Annotated in this window: 16 protein-coding genes; 7 read left to right on the forward strand and 9 right to left on the reverse strand. The window is 64.2% G+C overall.

What is annotated here, in order from left to right:
- Positions 1 to 480 (reverse strand): META domain-containing protein, encoded by a 480-nt coding sequence (locus ACFFUC_RS15575; protein ID WP_377687753.1) that lies wholly within the window; start codon positions 478 to 480, stop codon positions 1 to 3.
- Between the two features lie 81 nt (positions 481 to 561).
- On the reverse strand, positions 562 to 2,253 hold the full coding sequence (locus ACFFUC_RS15580) for an acyl-CoA dehydrogenase family protein (RefSeq protein ID WP_377687754.1): 1,692 nt from the start codon (positions 2,251 to 2,253) through the stop codon (positions 562 to 564).
- Positions 2,254 to 2,460: 207 nt separating this feature from the next.
- Between ACFFUC_RS15580 and dapE the strand changes: the two genes are divergently transcribed.
- Genes dapE through ACFFUC_RS15605 form a run of 5 tightly spaced genes read left to right on the forward strand, consistent with a single transcriptional unit; the run spans position 2,461 to position 6,973 of the window.
- On the forward strand, positions 2,461 to 3,603 hold the full coding sequence (dapE, locus tag ACFFUC_RS15585; RefSeq protein ID WP_377687851.1) for a succinyl-diaminopimelate desuccinylase: 1,143 nt from the start codon (positions 2,461 to 2,463) through the stop codon (positions 3,601 to 3,603).
- The gene (locus ACFFUC_RS15590) at positions 3,600 to 4,016 is read left to right on the forward strand and encodes a GNAT family N-acetyltransferase (RefSeq protein ID WP_377687755.1); all 417 of its coding nucleotides are present in this window, start codon (positions 3,600 to 3,602) and stop codon (positions 4,014 to 4,016) included. Before dapE ends, ACFFUC_RS15590 begins: the two co-directional genes overlap by 4 nt.
- The gene (locus ACFFUC_RS15595) at positions 4,013 to 4,525 is read left to right on the forward strand and encodes a hypothetical protein (RefSeq protein ID WP_377687756.1); all 513 of its coding nucleotides are present in this window, start codon (positions 4,013 to 4,015) and stop codon (positions 4,523 to 4,525) included. The genes ACFFUC_RS15590 and ACFFUC_RS15595 overlap by 4 nt, the downstream gene beginning before the upstream one ends.
- A 50-nt stretch (positions 4,526 to 4,575) precedes the next feature.
- Positions 4,576 to 5,946, forward strand: a complete 1,371-nt coding sequence (locus tag ACFFUC_RS15600) for a glutamate--cysteine ligase (RefSeq protein ID WP_377687757.1) — start codon at positions 4,576 to 4,578, stop codon at positions 5,944 to 5,946.
- Between the two features lie 13 nt (positions 5,947 to 5,959).
- A complete protein-coding gene (locus tag ACFFUC_RS15605) occupies positions 5,960 to 6,973 on the forward strand; it encodes a hypothetical protein (protein WP_377687758.1) in 1,014 nt (337 codons plus the stop codon).
- A 54-nt stretch (positions 6,974 to 7,027) separates the two neighbouring features.
- Here ACFFUC_RS15605 and ACFFUC_RS15610 read toward each other — a convergent pair whose 3' ends face one another.
- From ACFFUC_RS15610 to ACFFUC_RS15635, 6 genes are all read right to left on the reverse strand, one after another.
- Positions 7,028 to 7,468 carry a DUF2852 domain-containing protein gene (locus ACFFUC_RS15610; RefSeq protein ID WP_377687759.1) on the reverse strand — a complete coding sequence of 147 codons (441 nt, stop codon included), beginning with the start codon at positions 7,466 to 7,468 and terminating at the stop codon, positions 7,028 to 7,030.
- Positions 7,469 to 7,610: 142 nt separating this feature from the next.
- Entirely contained in the window at positions 7,611 to 8,213 is a 603-nt protein-coding gene (locus ACFFUC_RS15615; protein ID WP_377687760.1) for a TetR/AcrR family transcriptional regulator, read from the reverse strand.
- A gap of 7 nt (positions 8,214 to 8,220) precedes the next feature.
- Positions 8,221 to 8,499, reverse strand: coding sequence for an HPr family phosphocarrier protein (locus ACFFUC_RS15620; RefSeq protein ID WP_377687761.1), 279 nt, complete (start codon positions 8,497 to 8,499; stop codon positions 8,221 to 8,223).
- Entirely contained in the window at positions 8,496 to 8,921 is a 426-nt protein-coding gene (locus ACFFUC_RS15625; RefSeq protein WP_377687762.1) for a PTS sugar transporter subunit IIA, read from the reverse strand. Before ACFFUC_RS15625 ends, ACFFUC_RS15620 begins: the two co-directional genes overlap by 4 nt.
- Before the next feature lie 28 nt (positions 8,922 to 8,949).
- On the reverse strand, positions 8,950 to 9,969 hold the full coding sequence (gene rapZ, locus ACFFUC_RS15630) for an RNase adapter RapZ (protein WP_377687763.1): 1,020 nt from the start codon (positions 9,967 to 9,969) through the stop codon (positions 8,950 to 8,952).
- Positions 9,970 to 9,972: 3 nt separating this feature from the next.
- A complete protein-coding gene (locus ACFFUC_RS15635) occupies positions 9,973 to 10,383 on the reverse strand; it encodes an HPr kinase/phosphorylase (protein ID WP_377687764.1) in 411 nt (136 codons plus the stop codon).
- A gap of 422 nt (positions 10,384 to 10,805) precedes the next feature.
- On the opposite strand from ACFFUC_RS15635, the gene ACFFUC_RS15640 reads away from it, so the two are divergent.
- The gene (locus tag ACFFUC_RS15640) at positions 10,806 to 12,404 is read left to right on the forward strand and encodes a phosphoenolpyruvate carboxykinase (protein ID WP_377687766.1); all 1,599 of its coding nucleotides are present in this window, start codon (positions 10,806 to 10,808) and stop codon (positions 12,402 to 12,404) included.
- Positions 12,405 to 12,527: 123 nt separating this feature from the next.
- Positions 12,528 to 13,838, forward strand: coding sequence for a short-chain fatty acid transporter (locus ACFFUC_RS15645; RefSeq protein ID WP_377687767.1), 1,311 nt, complete (start codon positions 12,528 to 12,530; stop codon positions 13,836 to 13,838).
- Positions 13,839 to 13,895: 57 nt separating this feature from the next.
- On the opposite strand, the gene rnr is transcribed toward ACFFUC_RS15645, so the two are convergent.
- Positions 13,896 to 16,145 carry a ribonuclease R gene (gene rnr / locus ACFFUC_RS15650; RefSeq protein ID WP_377687768.1) on the reverse strand — a complete coding sequence of 750 codons (2,250 nt, stop codon included), beginning with the start codon at positions 16,143 to 16,145 and terminating at the stop codon, positions 13,896 to 13,898.
- Between the last annotated feature and the right edge of the window lie 36 nt (positions 16,146 to 16,181).

The raw sequence follows: 16,181 nt of genomic DNA on the forward strand, positions 1-16,181 counted from the left end.
TTAGCGGGCGGCGTCGACCGCAGCGGCGGTGGTGTTGACCGCGCTGTTGCCTGCGGCGACCATGCTGGCCGGACGGCCGGGCTCGAAGGTCAGATAGGTCGGGCCGCTGATCTTGAGCACGCCGCCGTCATAGGTGATGCCGGTCGCGCCCTGCAGCGCCTGCAGGTAACGGCCCTCGAGACCCTTGTGCGCGGGGCAAGCCGCGCGCGACGAGACCATCGGGCCAAGCTGGAAGGCCGGCGGAACGGCGGTCTGGCTGGCGCTGTAGCTGTTGCACGGGCCCTGACCCGAGATCGAGCCGTCGGCCGCGATCGTCAGCAGCACGTCGCGCGTCGGGACCGCATCGGCGCCAATGCCCACCAGAACGAAATCGCCGGTCGGAACCGCACCCGGCGCGCCAGCCGTGGTGCCGGTCGGCTCACAAGCGGCAAGGCCAAGAACTGCAGCGGCGGCTGCGGAAAGGGCGAGAATGCGGTTCATTTATGACTCCGTTGCGTCCTGAATTTTTGGCCCAACCTTCGGGCGCTGCGCAAGTTCCCATGAAATCGAACGAAAATCCAGTTATCCCAGCAAACGCCGCGCAATGACTTGCGCCTGTATCTCCGCCGCACCCTCGAAGATGTTGAGGATCCGCGCATCGCAGAGCACGCGGCTGATCGCATATTCCAGCGCGAAACCGTTTCCTCCGTGGATTTGCAAGGCGTTATCGGCTGCCGACCATGCCACGCGCGCGCCCAGAAGCTTGGCCATGCCTGCCTCGAGATCGCAGCGGCGATCGTGGTCTTTCTGCCACGCCGAGTAATAGGTCAGCTGGCGCGCAATCATGATTTCGACTGCCATCAGCGCCAGTTTGTCGGCCACGCGCGGGAAGGCGACCAGCGCTTTGCCGAACTGTTTGCGGTCGAGCGCATAGCGCAGGCCCAACTCCAAAGCCGATTGCGCAACCCCGATCGCCCGCGCCGCCGTCTGGATGCGCGCCGATTCGAAGGTCTGCATCAGCTGTTTGAAGCCCTGCCCCTCGACGCCCCCCAGAAGGTTCTCGGCCTTGACCTTGAACCCGTCGAAGCCGAGTTCGTATTCCTTCATGCCGCGATAGCCCAGAACCTCGATCTCGCCGCCGGTCATGCCTGCGGTCGGGAAAGGCTCGGCCTCGGTGCCCGGCGTCTTTTCGGCCAGAAACATCGACAGGCCGCGGTAATCGCTGGTCTCGGGATCGGTGCGCGCGAGCAGCGTCATGACATGGGTGCGCGCGGCATGGGTGATCCAGGTCTTGTTGCCCGTCACGCTGTATTCGTCGCCTTCGCGCACCGCCCGCGTGCGCAGGCTGCCCAGATCGGAGCCGGTATTGGGTTCGGTAAAGACCGCTGTCGGAAGGATCTCGCCCGAGGCGAGCGCGGGCAGCCATTGCGCCTTTTGCGCCTCGGTGCCGCCGCCGATGATCAGCTCCGCCGCGATTTCCGAACGCGTCCCGAGCGAGCCCACGCCGATATAGCCGCGCGAGAGTTCTTCCGACACCACCACCATCGAGGCTTTGGAAAGCCCGAGCCCGCCGAATTCCTCGGGGATGGTCAGGCCGAAAACGCCCAACTCGGCCAGTTCGGTGATGATCTCCATCGGGATCAACTGGTCGTCGAGGTGCCATTGATGCGCATTGGGGACGACGCGGTCATCGGCATAGCGGCGGAACTGGTCGCGGATCATCTCGAGATCCTCGTCGAGGCCCGTCGCCCCGAAGGTCGCACGGCCGTGGTTCTCCTGCATGAGGGAGACCAGAGCCGCGCGGGCTTGCGGATTGTTGCCACGCATCAGCACCCGCGCATCATTCGAGGGCTGCCAATCGATCCCCAGATCCGAAAGCCGCGCGAATTCGGTCTGGCTCATCGGAATGCCGCCCGCGATCTGGGTCAGATATTCGCCGGTCCCGATCGCGAAAATCAGCCGCTCCATCGCAGCGAACTTGCCTTCGCCGTCCAGACGTTCGGCCCAGGCGACCATCTGGCGCAGCGATTCGACATAGGTCGCGAGCCAGGACAGGGCATGGGCGGCATGCTGGTGCTCTTCGATCAGCGCCGCCTCGGGCTTGCCCTTGGGGGCGACGACGGCGAGCAAGGCCTCGCGGCCGCGTGCCTGCAGCGCCTCGACTTCGGGGAGGATGCTCCGCGCCAGCGCCAGAGTTTCAAGATCCGGTGCAGCAGATGCGGCAGGATGGGCGGCAACATTGGTAGTGGCGGTCTGGGCAGCAGTCACGGTCATGGCAATCATCCCTTGCGGCGTTGCAGCAATTTCTAGCCCCTTCGCAACCGCAGCGCAACTATCATGCTAAAATTATATCAATGACGCACGAATATGACTTTCGCGCCACCGCGCCCGCGCGATCCGCCGCCACACTTGGAAGGACCGCCCTGCAGGTGTATCGCTATGACATCCTTGCCCAACCAGCGCGAAAGCCAGAGCCGCCCCATGCATATCGACGCCGCCGACCTTACCGCCCAACTGATCCGCTGCCCCTCGGTCACGCCCGAAGAAGGCGGCGCGCTCGTGCTGCTCGAAGAGCTGCTTTGCGAGGCGGGCTTTGTCACGCATCGGGTCGACCGCAACGGCACGCCGAATCTCTTTGCACGCAAGGGGCCCAAAGGCGCGCCGCGGACCTTCGGTTTCAACGGCCATACCGACGTCGTGCCGCCCGGAGACGCGGCAAGCTGGACCCATCCGCCCTTCTCGGGCGCGGAGATCGACGGGATGATCTGGGGGCGCGGCGCGACCGATATGAAATCGGGGGTCGCGGCCTTTACCGCCGCCGCGATCGATATGGCGGAGAGCCTGCCCGAAGACGGCGCGCTGATCCTGACCATCACCGGCGACGAGGAAGGCCCCAGCCGTGACGGCACCGTGGCGCTTCTGGACTGGATGCGCGCCGAGGGCGAGCGGATGTCGGTCTGCATCGTCGGCGAACCATCGAACCCCAATGTCATGGGCGAGATGATGAAGATCGGCCGGCGCGGCTCGATCAACTTCAAGATCTCGGTCAAGGGCGTGCAGGGCCATGCCGCCTATCCGCATCTGGTGAAGAACCCGCTTCATGCGCTGGTACGCTATCTGGGCGAGCTGACAGCCGAGCCGCTGGATCAGGGCACCGCGCATTTCGAGCCCTCGGGGCTGCAGGTGACTTCGATCGATTGCGGCAACAAGACGACGAATGTCGTGCCCGAACGCGCCACCGCGCTGCTCAACATCCGTTTCAACGATGCCCATAGCAGCGAAAGCCTTGTTGCGGATCTGACCGCCCGCGCCAAACGCATCGAGACCGAGACCGGCGTCGAATTCGCGCTGGAAAGCGATTGCTCCGGCGAAAGCTTCGTCACCGAGCCCGGTCCCTTCGTCGATCTGGTGCGCGCGGTGGTTTCCCGTGAAACCGGCGTGACGCCGGTGCTGTCGACCGGTGGCGGCACCTCGGATGCGCGCTTCGTGCAAAATCACTGTCCGGTCCTTGAATTCGGCCTCGTGGGTCGTTTCATGCATGAGGTCGACGAGCGTGTCCCTGCCGAGCAGGTGCGCCAGCTCGCGCGGATTTATCGCGCGGTTCTAGATGGGTATTTTGCATGATAGAGAAAACCACCGACCTCGAGACCTGCATGGCGATCCGGCTGAAGGTTTTCGTCGAAGAGCAGCATGTTCCGGTCGAAGAAGAGCGCGACGCCCATGACGAGACCGCCACCCATCTGCTGGCCGTGGTCGACGGGCAGGCTTTGGGCACGGCGCGGATCCTGCGCGACGGTACGACCGGAAAGATCGGGCGGGTGGCGGTTTTGCCACAGGCGCGCGGCACCGGACTTGGCGCGGCGCTGATCCGCGCGGCTCTGGTCGAGCTGCGGGCCACGCCCGGCGTGACGCGGGCCAAGCTGGGTGCCCAGACCCATGCCATCGGCTTTTACGAGAAGCTGGGCTTTGCGGCCTATGGTCCCGAATATCTGGACGCGGGCATTCCCCACCGCGACATGGCGCTGGATCTCGCATGATCCGCCCCGCCCTTGCCGAGCAGCTCCGGCCCTGGCGCGAGGTCATCTCGGCGCTTGTCTGTCTGGTTTTCGGGATCTGGGTTTTCGCCAAGGGCGGCTATGTTTTCTGGCCGCTCGGCGGGGCAATCATGGCGGTTTCCGCGATATGGGGGCTGAATGCGCGCCGCCAGATGCGCTTTCGTCGCACCATCGCCGCACCCGGTCTGGTCGAGGTCGACGAGGGCGCGGTGCGCTTTTTCGCGGCCCGTGCCCTGGGTGGCGAGATCGGTCTTCGCGATCTGGTCGAGGTCAGGCTTTTGGTCCTGTCGGGGCGCAGCCATTGGCGGCTGAAAAGCGCGGACGGGCAGGCCCTGCTCATCCCCGTCGATTCTGCCGGAGCCGAGCAATTGGCCAATGCTTTCGCCACGCTTCCGGGCGTCGATATGGGGCGATTTTCTGCCGCTTTGCAGTGGAATGGCCCTTCGGTGCAAACCGTTTGGACGAGGCCGGAGCGCGCCCGCTTGACTTGACCGTGCCGAGTTGCCACCTGTGGCCTTAGACGGCAATTGAAAGGCCACCGATGTCCATTCCTCAACAGGGCGGCGGCCCGATCGAACGACCCGAACAGCTTGCTGATTACATCGCCTCGGGCGAAAAGCCGCGCGAAGATTGGCGGATCGGAACCGAGCACGAGAAGTTCGGCTATACGACCGCGGATTACAAACCCCTTCCCTATGACGGCGATGCCTCGATCAAGGCGATGCTCGAAGGGCTCCAGCAGCGTTTCGGCTGGGAGCCGGTGCTTGAAGCCGGTCACATCATCGGGCTGACGCGCAACGGCGCCAATGTCAGCCTCGAGCCGGGTGGCCAGCTGGAGCTGTCGGGCGCCCCGCTCGAGACGATCCACCAGACCTGTGACGAGGTGAACCAGCATCTCGTCGAGGTTAAAGAGATCGCGGGCAAGATCGGCGCGGGCTTTATCGGCCTTGGTGCCGCGCCCGTCTGGTCGCTGAAGGAAATGCCGATGATGCCCAAGGGGCGTTACCGGCTGATGACCGATTACATGACCCGCGTCGGCACGATGGGTCAGGACATGATGTACCGGACCTGTACGGTTCAGGTGAACCTCGATTTCGGCTCGGAAGCCGATATGGTCCAGAAACTGCGCGTGGCGCTGGCGCTCCAGCCGGTCGCGACCGCGCTTTTCGCCAATTCGCCCTTCCTCGACAACAAGCCCAACGGCATGAAGAGCTGGCGCGCGAACATCTGGCAGCACCTTGACGACGCGCGCACCGGCATGCTGCCTTTCGCCTTTGAAGACGGCATGGGCTACGAGCGTTGGGTCGATTACGTTCTCGATGTGCCGATGTATTTCGTCTACCGCGACGGCAAATATATCAATGCCTTGGGCCAGAGCTTCCGCGATTTCCTCAAGGGGAAACTGCCGGCGCTTCCGGGCGAGATCCCGACGCTCTCGGACTGGGCCGACCATATGACGACGGTCTTCCCCGAGGCGCGCGTCAAGAAATTCATCGAGATGCGCGGTGCCGACGGCGGCCCGTGGCGCCGCCTGTGCGCGCTTCCCGCGCTCTGGGTCGGTCTTTTGTACGATCAGGGTGCGCTCGATGCGGCTTGGGATCTGGTCAAGGGCTGGGATAACGAAACCCGCGAGGAACTCCGTCGCGGCGCATCGCGCCTCGCCCTCGATGCCGAGGTCGGCGCGATCAAGATGCGCGATCTGGCGCGTCAGGTCCTCGACATCTCCGAGGCGGGTCTCAAGGCGCGCGCCAAGCCCGGCGCGGGCGGTTTGGTCCCCGATGAATCACATTTCCTTAATACCTTGCGGGAAAGCGTGGACACCGGCCGCATTCCAGCCGATGAACTGCTGGAAAAATACAATGGCGACTGGGCACGCGACCTGACCCGCATCTATGCGGAGTACAGCTACTAAGGGACTGACGATCATGCGACACTTCTTCATCACCAGTTTCGAACGTCTGATGAACGTGATGGTGGTGTTGACCGGTTTGGCCATTCTTGCTCTCGCGGGCAAGATGGCCATGGACGCCCAAGGGAATACCGAGCAGCTGCTTTACGCGGCGCTTGTCCTCTTGGGCGGCTTCGTCGTGCTGATCACCTTTGCCGGTAGCGCCTATCTGGCGATCGCCAACCACAAAACGCTGCGCCGCATGGCCACGCTGGTCGAAACCGGCGGCCGTGCGGCCAAGCCGCTGACCGCGACCCGCAGCCGCGAGCTGCCCGCACGCCGCGTCGCCCAATCCCAGCCCGCCCCCCTCCATGACGAGCCCTTCGAGGAAGACGAGGCCGCCGTTGCGCCGCCCGCGGCAGCCCCCGCCCCCGTTCGTCATGCGCCGGTGATGCGCGCGCCCGCCAAAGCCGCCGCATCTGCAACTGCGCAGCCTCCCGTCGCAAAAGCTGCAGCCAAGCCCGCCTTCAGCCGCCAGATGCCGGTGATGCGCGCCCAAACCGAAGCGCCGGTGCCCGATCAGCAAATGCCGGAGAGCAACGTCTGGCACGAACCGCAACCGCAACCTGTCGCCCCGAGCCAATCGCGCATGGCGGCCGAGATGCAGGCCTACGACGACAGCGTTCTCGCGGCGCCCCACGTCGCGGCACCGCAGCAGGCCCCGCTCCGCAGCGCCCATCAGCCTGTGCCCGTCTATGACGACGCCTCCCACGAGGCCCAGCCCGCAGCTGTCTTCAGCGGCCGCGCAATGCCCAAAGCGAGAGTGGCCGCCGAAGCACCGGCGCAGTCGCCCGTCTTCAGCCAACCGGCCCTTGGCGCGCATCCGCGTGCGGGCGGCTCGCCCCATGGCCAGCCCTCTGCAGCCGCGCCTGCCGTGCAGGCACCGCACCAGCCCGCAGCAGCCCAGCCGGTCGCGCAGCCGGCCCATCAGCCAGGCAGCACCGCGCAAAAAAGCGGGCGGCTGGTCGCCGACCGCCGCCCTGCCCGTTAGAATTGCCGCTGAGCGCGGGCCCCTGCAAGCGGGCCCGAGCTGTTCCACGTCCGATCAGCTGGCGCGGGGTGCTTCGATATCGCCGGAGGTTGCGGTCCCGCGCGCCTGATTGCCGCGCATGAACTCGTCGAACTCGGCCTTATCTTTCGCTTCGCGCAGCTTTTGCAGGAAGTCGACGAATTGGTGGTGCTCGTCCTCGAGCCGTTTCAGCGTCTCGTCGCGGTAGGCGTCAAAGGCCGAATTGCCGGTCGTTTGCGCGAAAAGATGGGACGATCCGCGCGCGGAATGGTTGCGTTTCGAACAGAACATGCGCTTGCTCCAGATCAGATAACCGAGAATGGCCAGACCCACCGGCCAGAACAGGATGAAGCCCAGCACCATCGTGGCCAGCCAGGCAAACTTGCCGCGCTCGTCAAGCCAGTCGCGGGCGCGGATAAAGGGCGTCGTCAGTCCGGGTCGCGCGTTACCGACCCAATCCGAGGCAGGGTAGTTCATCGTCAAACCTTCCTTCTTTGCGGGATCACTATGTTAATCACATTAACATAGATGGGAAGGATGCGGACGGGTTCAATAAGTCTGCGCGAAAAAATCGGAGAGAGGATGGAAAACAGCCGCCGGCGGGCGGGTAATGCGGCCGTTACGACGGAATGATGCCCAAACCGCGCAGATAGATCAGCACGCCGCTTTCAAGCATCTGCTCGGGGGGAATCGGGCTGTTCGCACCGGGTTTGCCGCGCGCGAACAGCTCGACCACACCATGGCTCATGGCCCAGATATGGCTGGCGACCATGGTGGCGGGCGGGCGCTCGGCAGCGGGAAAGGGCAGGAAAAGCGCGCGGGCGGCATCGACCAGCACGGCTTGGGCGCGATGGGCCGCCTGCCCCGTCGCGGAATCGCCGCCAAAAGCCATGCCCGATTCGAACATCGCCATATAGAGGCCCTTGCGCTCGCGGGCGAAGCGGAGATAGGCCGCGCCGATCCGCTCCATCGCGCTCAGCGCCGAGGGGCGTCCCTCGTCGAAAGCGGCGGTCAGGCGGGTGGCGAATTCATCGAAACCTTGACGCGCGACTTCGGCCAAAAGATCGTCGCGGCCCTCGAAATGGCGATAGACCGCCGCAGCGCTGACCCCGGCGAGACGCGCGGCCTCGGTCAGGGTGAAGGCCAGCGGGCCCTTGTCCTCGATGAGGGTGATCGTGGCATCGACAAGCGCCTGCCGGAGATTGCCGTGGTGATAGGCCAAGACCGGCCTACATGCCTTCGCCGAAGTAATCGCCGACCAGCGAGGCCAAAGCCTGCGAGAGCTCTCCGGCCTGTTCGCCCTGTGCGGTGACGCGGATCGTGCTGCCGCGCGGCGCGGCCAGCATCAGCAAGCCCATGATCGAATCGCCCGAGACTTCCATCCCGTCCTTTTCGACCGTCACGCGCGCATCGAAACGCTCGACCGTTTCCACGAATTTCGCAGAGGCCCGCGCATGCAGGCCTTTTTCGTTGATGATCTGGAGGTCTTGGGTAACGGCTTCGGTCATGAAACCGCCCGGCTTGCAATGGGGACAACCTCGGCAGGGTCCACATTGTAACTGTTGATATATTTGCGCCCCGCCTCTTTGGCGGCGGCAACGGCATCGCCGACCGACATTTGTCGCGACTTTGCCAGCTTCACCAGAAGGGGAAGGTTTGCCCCATACAGGATGGCGCGGTTCTTGGCCGTACAGGCCATCAGCGACAGGTTCGAGGGCGAGCCTCCGAACAGATCTGTCACGATAACGACACCGTCTCCGCTGTCTACTGAATCGGCAGCAGCGCAGATTTCGGCCTGTTTCAGGCCACGGTCGTGTTCTTCTTCAATGGTCACGGCACGGACGCCGTTTTGCGGCCCCACCACATGCTCCACGGCATGAAGATATTCGCGCGCAAGTCCACCATGACCTACGATGACGATTCCTATCAACTCGATCCACCACGTAGCGACAGCCGGATTACCATCTCGCCGATCCTTCGCGTGACGCATCGTCCGCAGGTGCCGGCGCCGGTTCACGGCGTTCAAGTTCCCTATGACGTTTAGACACCTGCCAGCCGGCTTCCGCAAGAGCAGCGGCCATCCCCTCAGCCAAAGTGACGGAACGGTGTTGCCCTCCGGTACATCCGAAACCGATGGCCAGATGGGTTTTGCCCTCTTGGAGATGGGCAGGCAGGGTAAAAAGGATCAGGTCGCGCACTTTCTCGAAGAATTCCGCGAATCGCGGATCGGTGGCGACGAAATCCTGCACTTCCGGATCGCGGCCATCTTTGGCGCGCAATTCGGGGATCCAATGCGGGTTGGCCAGAAAGCGGCAGTCGAACATGATGTCGACCCCGCGCGGCACACCGCGCTTGTACGAAAACGACTGGACCGAGACCGACAGCCGCTTTCCGGCCTCGGTTTCGAACCAATTGGCGAGCTCGGCCTTGAGATCATGGGGCGACAGCTCGGTCGTGTCCACGAGCACATCGGCGCGGCCCTTGATCGGGGCCAGAAGGTTGCGCTCGGCCATGATGCCGGCAAGCGGATCACCCTCGGCGGAGAGCGGATGGCGGCGGCGCGTCTCGCTGTAGCGGCGCAGCAGCGTCTCGGGTGCGGAATCGAGATAGAGCACCTCGAGCGTGTAATCGGGACGCCGCGTCAGCCGGTCGATCAGCTCGATAAGGTTGGCCGCCGAAAAGTCGCGGTTGCGCACATCCAGCCCCAAAGCCAGCGGCACGGGTCGCGCCGGCCCGTCGAGAAGGCGCGGGATCAGCGTCAGAGGCAGGTTGTCGATCGCCTCGTAACCCAGATCCTCGAGCACGTTGATCGCAGTCGAGCGCCCTGCCCCCGAAGGGCCGGTCACCAGAACGAGGCGCTGGCTGGCCTCGCCATGATCGCCGGGCTGCGACGCATCGACGCCTGCATGGTGGTTGCCACCATTCACCGGTCCGGCCGTCACGCCACGTTGCGCATTCTGTTCCATCTTGTCCGTCACGGCCTAGACGGCCCTTCCTTTAAGCAGAAACTGCACTATTACCGCATCAAAATGTGGTCTCATCGGTCCCTGCACAAGGGGCAGGCTTACCCCCAGCAAAGCCCGTTCGCGGCGCGGAGGCAACCGCTCCGGCTCGTCGGAGGAAAGATCGACGACAACTGTGACTTCCGAGCGACCCGCAGCATCCGCGGCAAGGATGCCGACGCCGCGCGCCTCGATCATGCCGCGCAGTGTTTCGGGCGCATCGGCGTATAGGTGGCCGTCTTCGGCATCAAGCAGCGTGCGGTCGTCGGCGACGAGAGAGCCGCCCCGCGCCATGAGCGCGAGCGCGAGCGTCGACTTGCCCGAACCCGAGGGGCCGAGAATCAAGACGGCGCGACCGCCGATCACCACGCATGAGCCGTGAACGATCATTTTATGCTCCCTGCCCGTGCGGCCCGAGATCCCGCGGGCCGCGCCATCGGACCCGCAAGCGCGGTTGCGCACCGTCGCGCGCTCCGCTGCCGCACGTCCTGCCGTCGCATGCTTTGCCGAGGCATGTCCTGCCGCCCGTCCATTTTCCCTCGACCTTGATGCGGAATGGTTCACCATCCTTCGAGGCCATAGAGGCCCCCTCCGGCGCGAATCGACCCTGCGGCCCTCGCGGAAAAGGCGATCAGCCACCCGCGCCGCATTGCGGAAATTCACGATCACTCTAACTTAAACTAAATGATTGCGCTAAACATCTGTGGTTGCGCTAACTGCCCGAACTGCGGCCTTCCTTCATGGAAATGCCATGTTATAGCACGGGCAAAGGATCGGCTTTAGCCGGTCTCCTTCATGCAGGAGCACATGATATGGCCACACCGCGCGTAAACCCGAACTGCCGTCTGGAAGACCAGGGAATCACGGGGCTGGGCAACGTCTATTACAACCTTCTCGAGCCTGCTTTGATCGACGCCGCCATCCAGCGCGGTGAAGGCAAGCTGGGCCTCGGCGGTGCTTTCCTCGTTTCGACCGGCGCCCATACCGGCCGTTCGCCCAAGGACAAATTCGTCGTCCGCACCCCCTCGGTCGAAGGATCGATCTGGTGGGAGAACAACAAGCCGATGTCGCCCGAACATTTCGACGTGCTCCACGCCGATATGCTCGAGCACATGAAGGGCCGCGACTATTATGTGCAGGACCTTTACGCCGGTGCCGACCCCGCGCTGCGCCTTGACGTGCGCGTGGTGAGCGAGCTGGCCTGGCACAACCTCTTCATCCGCCACCTGCTGCGCCGCCCCGAAGCGGCCGAGCTGGCAAGCTTCCTGCCGCAGTTCACCATCATCAACTGCCCGAGCTTCAAGGCCGATCCGGCCCGTCACGGCTCGCGCAGCGAAACCGTCATCGCGATCAACTTCGACAAAAAGATGATCCTGATCGGCAACACCCAGTATTCGGGCGAAAACAAGAAGGGCGTGTTCACCATCCTGAACTACCTTCTGCCGGAAAAAGGCGTGATGCCGATGCATTGCTCGGCCAACCACGCGCATGGCGACAAAGATGATGTCGCGATCTTCTTCGGTCTGTCGGGCACCGGCAAGACCACGCTTTCGGCCGATCCCTCGCGCACGCTGATCGGCGACGACGAGCACGGCTGGTCGGATAACGGCGTCTTCAACTTCGAAGGCGGCTGCTATGCGAAAACCATCAGCCTCTCGGCCGAACACGAGCCGGAAATCTATGCGACCACGCATAAATTCGGCACCGTAATCGAGAACATGGTCTACGATCAGGACACGCTTGAACTCGACTTCGAGGACAACTCGATCACCGACAACATGCGTTGCGCCTATCCGCTCGACTATATCTCGAACGCATCGGCCGACAGCCTTGGCGGCAAGCCCAAGAACGTGATCATGCTGACCTGCGACGCCTACGGCGTCCTGCCCCCGATCGCGCGTCTGACGCCGGCGCAGGCGATGTACCACTTCCTCTCGGGCTTCACCTCGAAGACCCCGGGCACCGAAGTCGGCATCGTCGAGCCGACCCCGACCTTCTCGACCTGCTTCGGCGCGCCCTTCATGCCGCGTCGCCCCGAGGAATACGGCAAGCTGCTGCAGAAACGCATCGCGGAAACCGGCGCGCATTGCTGGCTGGTGAACACCGGCTGGACCGGCGGCGCTTTCGGCACCGGCAAGCGCATGCCGATCAAGGCGACCCGCGCGCTTCTGGCGGCGGCGCTGGACGGCTCGCTCAACGGCGTCGAATTCCGCAAGGATCCGAACTTCGGCTTCGACGTTCCGGTCTCGGTTCCGGGCGTTGATGTGACGCTGCTCGACCCGCGCGCGACCTGGGCGGATGGTAATGCGTATGACGCGCAGGCCCGCAAACTGGTCGGCATGTTCAGCGACAACTTCGCGCAATATGTCGACAAGATCGACGAGGACGTCAAAGCGGCAGCCATCGGCTGATCCCGCCCGACAAATTCTGCAAAAGGGCGGCCAAAGGCCGCCCTTTTCACGTCGGGGTGATGGACAATCCCCGACCCTCTGGTCACCATCCCTTCAAAGAACCGACCAAAGGGAGAGTCCAACGTGTTGAGAATCCTGTCTCGGCCAGCCACCCGCCTCATGGAGCGCTGGCTGCCTGACGCCTTCATCTTCGTCCTCATTCTGACGATCATCGCGGTGCTTGCCGCCGTCCTCGTCGAGGGCAACACGCCCCTTGCCGTCATGCAGATGTGGGGCGAAGGCTTCTGGAAACTGCTCGAATTCTCGATGCAGATGCTTTTGGTGCTGGTCACCGGCTATATTCTCGCCAGCTCTCCGCCGGTCAAACGCCTGCTGCGCAAACTGGCCAGCGTCGCGACCTCGGCCGGTTCGGCAATCGTGCTGGTCACTGTGGTTTCGCTGGTCGCAAGCTGGCTGAACTGGGGCTTTGGTCTGGTCGTCGGCGCGATCTTCGCCAAGGAGCTCGCGCGCCAGATCAAGGTCGATTACCGCCTGCTGGTCGCCTCGGCCTATTCGGGTTTCGTGATCTGGCATGCGGGCCTTTCGGGCTCGATCCCGCTGACGATCACCACGCCGGGCCATTTCGCCGAGCCGCAGCTTGGCCTGATCCCGACCTCCGAGACGATCTTCGCGCCGTGGAACCTGATCATCGTCGCGGTGCTTTTCGTCGTCATCCCGCTGGCCAACCGCATGATGATGCCCCCCGAGCATGAGACCGTCCTCGTCTCGCCCGAGGCACTGGCCGAGAACGAGCCCGCGCCGATGCCGGCCAACCCCACCCCCGCCGAGCGGATGGAGAACAGCCGCCTGCTGATGTGGGTCGTGGGCATCCCCGCGCTGGCTTGGCTCGTCTATTACTTCGTGAACGGCGGCGGGTTGAACCTGAACGTCGTGAACTTCATGTTCCTGTTTCTCGGGATCGTGCTGCACGGCACCGCGCGCAGTTTCCTCGCGGCGCTGGATTCCGCGATCCGCGGCGGCGCGGGCATTGTCGTCCAGTTCCCCTTTTACGCGGGGATCATGGCGATCATGACCGGCTCGGGGCTGGGGACCAGCCTGTCCGAGTTCTTCGTCTCGATCTCGACGGCCACGACCCTGCCCTTCTGGACCTTCATCGCGGGCGGGATCATCAATATCTTCGTGCCCTCGGGTGGCGGACAATGGGCGGTGCAGGCCCCCGTCATGCTGCCGGCGGCGCAGGCGCTTGGCGCGGATATGCCGCGTGTCGCCATGGCGGTCGCCTGGGGTGATGCATGGACGAACATGCTCCAGCCCTTCTGGGCGCTGCCGATGCTGGGTATCGCGGGGCTGAAGGCGCGCGACATCATGGGCTATTGCGTCGTGGTGCTGCTGATTTCGGGCATCATCATCGGCGGCGGGCTTTTGGTCCTCTGACCTCGGCCCCTGCCCGACCACGCCAAAGTGAAAGGGCGGCCCTAGGGCCGCCCTTCGTCATTTCTGGATGCGGATGCGCTTGCGCTTCTTGGCGCGCTGCACCTCTTTGAGACGCGATTGCACCGACATCTTGCGCGGCCCGCCTTTGCGGCGACCGCGCGGACCGATGGCGAGGCTCTTGCCTTCCAGCTCGATCAGCTCGAGCATCAAGCCGCCCGTGACCGGAGCCGCCTCGCGCAGACGCACGGTGACTCGCTGGCCGACCGCGATTTCGAGGCCGGTTTCCGACCCCATCAGCGTCTGTTGATCAGCGTCGTAGATGAAATACTCGTTCCCGATCTCGCGGATCGGCAGCAGGCCGTCCGCGCCGGTCTCGTCCAGCTTCACGAAAGCGCCGAAACGCTGCACGCCGCTGATGCGGCCCGCGAAATCGGCCCCGACCCGATCCGAGAGATAGGCCGCGAGATAGCGGTCGGTGGTATCGCGCTCCGCCGCCATCGAGCGGCGCTCGGTCTCCGAGATATGCTGCGCGGTTTCCGACAGCGTCTCGACATCCTCGTGCGAAAGCCCGTCCTTGCCCCAGCCATGGGCCGAGATCAGCCCCCGATGCACGATCAGATCGGCATAGCGCCGGATCGGCGAGGTGAAATGCGCGTAATTCCTGAGCGCGAGGCCGAAATGGCCCAGCCCTTCGGGCGCATAATAGGCCTGCGTCATCGAGCGCAGGGTCGTGACGTTGATCAGCTCGTCGAAATCGGTGCCTTCGGCCTGCGACAGCAAGCGATTGAGCTGGCTGGTTTGCAGCACCTGCCCCTTGGGCAGAGTGAAACCCGAAGCCTGCGCCACCTCGCGCAAAGCGTCGATCTTGGCGAGCGAGGGTTCCTCGTGGACGCGGAACAAAAGCGGGCGGCGGCGCGCGATCAGCTCTTCGGCGGCGGCGACGTTGGCCAGCACCATCATCTCTTCGATCAGCTTGTGCGCGTCGTAACGCTCGCGGAAATTGACCGATTTGACGCGCCCGTCGGGCGTCAGCTCGATCCGGCGCTCGGGCAGATCGAGATCAAGCGGCTGGCGACGCTCCCGCGCGGCTTTGAGTAGCGCGTATGCATGCCACAGCGGCTTGATGACATAATCGAGATAGGACGCGGTCACCTCGTCGGGATTGCCGTCGGCCGCCGCCTGCGCCTGTTCATAAGACAGTGAGGCGAGCGAGCGCATCATGCCACGATGGAACGTATGCGAGAGCTTGTTGCCTTGCGCATCCAGATGCAGCCGCACCGCGATGACCGGACGGTCGACACCTTCATGCAGCGAGCACAGATCGCCCGACAGCACATCGGGCAGCATCGGCACGACGCGGTCGGGGAAGTAGCTGGAATTGCCGCGATGCCGCGCCTCGCGGTCGATGGGTGAGCCGGGCTGGACATAGGCCGCGACATCGGCAATCGCGACCCAGACGATGGCGCCGCCGTCTTCCTCGATCGTGGCTGCGACCGCATCATCGTGGTCGCGCGCATCGGCGGGGTCGATTGTGACCAGCGGCACATCGCGCAGATCCTCGCGGCCCTTCATACCGAGCGGGCGCGCCGCATCGGCGGCATGGATCACCGCATCGGGGAAATCATCGGGAATGCCGTGCTGGTGGATCGCGATCAGGCTGACCGAGCGCGGTGCCGAAGGATCGCCCAGACGCTCGACAATGCGCGCGATCGGCAGGCCCATGCGGCCTTTGGGGCCCGATTGCTCGGCCTCGACCAGCTCGCCGTCCTGCGCGCCGAACAGGCTGTTCGGGGGCACGCGCCATTCCTTGTCCGACCCTTTCTCGATCGGAAGAATGCGGCCGCCGTCACCGTCCTTGCGGAAAATGCCGACGATTTTATGGGGCGTATGGCCGATGCGGCGGATCAGCCGCGCCTCGTATTGATGATCCTCGCCCTGAACCTCGGCCAGTCGCGCAAGGATGCGCTCGCCGGGGGCGACAGCGGGATCGCCTTTGCGGGCGACGAAAAGGATGCGCGGCTGAAGGCCCTCGCCCTGCCATTCCATCGGCTTGGCGAACAGATCGCCCTGCGCATCGGGATGGAGGATCTGCACCACCGAGATCGGCGGCAGGCGGTCGGCGTCGTGATAATGGCGCTTGCGCCGCTCGAGCAGGCCTTCGGCCTCCAGCTCCTTGAGCAGGCGTTTCAGCTCGATCCGTTCGGCACCCTTGATGCCGAAGGCTTTCGCAATGTCACGTTTCGCGCTCGATTCCGGATGTTCTGCCACCCAGTCGAGAATCTGTTGTCGGGAAGGAATTTGAGCCATGGGCGAAAGTTACCACCGAAACCCGCCGGACGGCAG

Source organism: Paracoccus cavernae (assembly GCF_042430175.1).
GTDB classification, from domain to species: domain Bacteria; phylum Pseudomonadota; class Alphaproteobacteria; order Rhodobacterales; family Rhodobacteraceae; genus Paracoccus; species Paracoccus cavernae.

What these genes read in the sequence shown, in the direction of transcription:
- ACFFUC_RS15575 (WP_377687753.1), bottom strand. Translation starts at nt 480, where the DNA reads ATGAACCGCATTCTCGCCCTTTCCGCAGCCGCCGCTGCAGTTCTTGGC.
- ACFFUC_RS15580 (WP_377687754.1), bottom strand. Translation starts at nt 2,253, where the DNA reads ATGACCGTGACTGCTGCCCAGACCGCCACTACCAATGTTGCCGCCCAT.
- dapE (WP_377687851.1), top strand. Translation starts at nt 2,461, where the DNA reads ATGCATATCGACGCCGCCGACCTTACCGCCCAACTGATCCGCTGCCCC.
- ACFFUC_RS15590 (WP_377687755.1), top strand. Translation starts at nt 3,600, where the DNA reads ATGATAGAGAAAACCACCGACCTCGAGACCTGCATGGCGATCCGGCTG.
- ACFFUC_RS15595 (WP_377687756.1), top strand. Translation starts at nt 4,013, where the DNA reads ATGATCCGCCCCGCCCTTGCCGAGCAGCTCCGGCCCTGGCGCGAGGTC.
- ACFFUC_RS15600 (WP_377687757.1), top strand. Translation starts at nt 4,576, where the DNA reads ATGTCCATTCCTCAACAGGGCGGCGGCCCGATCGAACGACCCGAACAG.
- ACFFUC_RS15605 (WP_377687758.1), top strand. Translation starts at nt 5,960, where the DNA reads ATGCGACACTTCTTCATCACCAGTTTCGAACGTCTGATGAACGTGATG.
- ACFFUC_RS15610 (WP_377687759.1), bottom strand. Translation starts at nt 7,468, where the DNA reads ATGAACTACCCTGCCTCGGATTGGGTCGGTAACGCGCGACCCGGACTG.
- ACFFUC_RS15620 (WP_377687761.1), bottom strand. Translation starts at nt 8,499, where the DNA reads ATGACCGAAGCCGTTACCCAAGACCTCCAGATCATCAACGAAAAAGGC.
- ACFFUC_RS15635 (WP_377687764.1), bottom strand. Translation starts at nt 10,383, where the DNA reads ATGATCGTTCACGGCTCATGCGTGGTGATCGGCGGTCGCGCCGTCTTG.
- ACFFUC_RS15640 (WP_377687766.1), top strand. Translation starts at nt 10,806, where the DNA reads ATGGCCACACCGCGCGTAAACCCGAACTGCCGTCTGGAAGACCAGGGA.
- rnr (WP_377687768.1), bottom strand. Translation starts at nt 16,145, where the DNA reads ATGGCTCAAATTCCTTCCCGACAACAGATTCTCGACTGGGTGGCAGAA.